Below are 2,099 nucleotides of genomic sequence, written 5' to 3' on the forward strand. Positions count from 1 at the left end.
GTGCTGGACGCCGCGGCCCGGTTGCGGCAGAACGGGTTCCGGGTGGTGCTCTCGCGCATCACGGACACGTCCATCCTCCCGCTCGCCCCCGCCGACCTCGACGGCCAGGGATTCTCGACCACGGGCAAGCACACCGACATGGAGGGCAGGCTGCGGTGCGCCAACCGCTCCGGCGCGGCGGCCCTCGTCTCGGTCCACTTCGACTCCTACCCCGACTCGAGCGTCCGCGGCGCGACCACGCTGTACAACACCGGACGGCCCTTCGCCCAGGCCAACCAGAGGCTCGCGACCCTGCTGCAGCAGAACATCCTCGCGGCGCTGGCCGAGGCGGGCCGCCCGGTCCCCGATCGGGGGATCGGGGACGACACCGCGACCGGCGGCGGTCAGATCACCCCCGCGGGTGAGGCGTACGGGCATCTGATGCTGCTCGGGCCCGCTTCCCGGGGCTGGGTCGACGAGCCGAGCGGGATGCCGGGTGCGCTGGTCGAACCCCTGTTCCTCAGCAACCCGCGCGATGCCGAGACGGCCGCGGACCCGGCCGGGCAGGCCGCCATCGCGACCGGCATCTCCCGTGCCGTCGAGGCCGCCCTCACCACCCGCTGACCCCCAGCGACGCCCGGCCCGGGCGCGGTGCCGTCAAGACATCTTGGGGAAATCGATCGGTTTGACCGGAGATCTGTCACAATCCGGTCATCTGTGACCGTATCGCGCAAGGGGGACGTCATGTCGGCCCAGATGGACCAGTTGATCGCCCAGTTCGAGAATTTCCAGGCCAAGTTGCGGCAGGCCGAGGCCCGCTTCGCCGGGGTCGGGGATATGCAGGAGCGGATCGCGCAGGTCGAGACCACCGTGACCTCGCCGGACGGCAACGTCACCGTGGTCGCGGGCGCCGGTGGGACCGTCACCGGCCTCCGGCTCGCTCCGAGCGCGGTACGCCTCGGCTCGGACCGGTTGGCGGAGGTGATCATGGCTACGCTACGCCAGGCCGTCGGCGGAGCCGTCCGGCAACAAGCCGGAATCGTGGACGACGCGTTCGGTGACGCGTGGCGATCGGCGCAGCCGCACAGGGCTTCCAGCCGAGCAACCGGATGCTCACCACGATGTTCGGCACCGCCTTGGGGGCCAAACCGCTGATCGCCGGTGCGGGTGTCAAGGCCGGTATCGCCGTGGGGAAAACCGCGTACACCGAGGGCAAGGAAGCCGTTACTCCTGAGGGGGACGAACCGTGGTTCGACAAGAGCGAAATCGGCGGGGACCAGAGTCCGGGGGAAACCCGTCGCAACCTCGACATCTAGCCGTCGATCCGGCCGGGTTCGCCGAGCTGGCGCCGACCGGGGCCCGGCGGCGGGCCGCCCGCAAGATGTTCGAGCATGAAGCGCGGCTCGAAGTCAGGAGATACGAGACCGAGGTCCGCTCCGGGTTCCGGGAACGGGTCGAGGAACTGGTGCGAGCCCAGTGGCGCGAGCCGGTCATCGTCCTGCGCCTCGGGGACGACAGTCCGGGATTCGACGTACCGGGCAGGCGCCTGGACGGCACGGTCAAGGGGAAGAAACTCGTCCGACGATTCTTCTGGAACGTTTTTCGTGGCATCGGCGGCGCGGTGCTCGCCCTTTTTTCCTTGGCGAACGGCGCCGACGCTCGCGGCGTGGGACACCTGTACCGCCGGGAAATCCGGGTGAAAGGCCCGGCGGACGCCATGGCGTTGGACCTGCTCGACAAGCTGCGAAAGGCCCGCGGCTCCTGGCTGGTCTTTTCGCCGTCGTGCATCGCGGTGGTGGACACGGGATCCACCTTCCAAGACTCGGCCGACGCGCCGCCGCCGCGGATCATCTGGCAGGCACGCCAACCGCAGGCTCCGGCCGTCAGCTTCCGCAGGAGCACGATGACCTGGCCGGACGGATCGATTTTCCGGTTCCTCCTGCACGGCCGCCCCGAGGAGCAGCATCTGCGCAAGTTCCTCGAGCCCCCGGAGACCATCCACTGGAACGGGCGGCCGGGGTAGCGAGACCAGGTCGTGCCCTCAGGGTCGCCTTGAGAGCGTTCATGACCCCGAAGGCGACCTTCAGGCACCCCATCGGCGGGTCAGCCCGGAGTGAGCA

General features: G+C 69.7%; 4 protein-coding genes. All 4 read left to right on the forward strand.

The window, feature by feature from the left end:
• Nucleotides 1–603, forward strand: a 603-nt coding sequence (locus tag FNH05_RS36470; protein WP_186382922.1) for an N-acetylmuramoyl-L-alanine amidase family protein, incomplete at its 5' end; no start/stop codon positions are given.
• A gap of 120 nt (nt 604–723) precedes the next feature.
• On the forward strand, nt 724–1,134 hold the full coding sequence (locus FNH05_RS36475) for a YbaB/EbfC family nucleoid-associated protein (RefSeq protein ID WP_144593390.1): 411 nt from the start codon (nt 724–726) through the stop codon (nt 1,132–1,134).
• A complete protein-coding gene (locus FNH05_RS36480) occupies nt 1,101–1,295 on the forward strand; it encodes a hypothetical protein (protein ID WP_246128152.1) in 195 nt (64 codons plus the stop codon). Before FNH05_RS36475 ends, FNH05_RS36480 begins: the two co-directional genes overlap by 34 nt.
• A 65-nt stretch (nt 1,296–1,360) precedes the next feature.
• Nucleotides 1,361–2,002, forward strand: a complete 642-nt coding sequence (locus FNH05_RS36485; protein WP_144593391.1) for a hypothetical protein — start codon at nt 1,361–1,363, stop codon at nt 2,000–2,002.
• The last annotated feature ends 97 nt before the right edge of the window (nt 2,003–2,099 follow it).

Origin of the sequence: Amycolatopsis rhizosphaerae, from assembly GCF_007713715.1 — a bacterium.
Lineage (GTDB): Bacteria > Actinomycetota > Actinomycetes > Mycobacteriales > Pseudonocardiaceae > Amycolatopsis_E > Amycolatopsis_E rhizosphaerae.

What these genes read in the sequence shown, in the direction of transcription:
- FNH05_RS36475 (WP_144593390.1), top strand. Translation starts at nt 724, where the DNA reads ATGTCGGCCCAGATGGACCAGTTGATCGCCCAGTTCGAGAATTTCCAG.
- FNH05_RS36480 (WP_246128152.1), top strand. Translation starts at nt 1,101, where the DNA reads ATGTTCGGCACCGCCTTGGGGGCCAAACCGCTGATCGCCGGTGCGGGT.
- FNH05_RS36485 (WP_144593391.1), top strand. Translation starts at nt 1,361, where the DNA reads ATGTTCGAGCATGAAGCGCGGCTCGAAGTCAGGAGATACGAGACCGAG.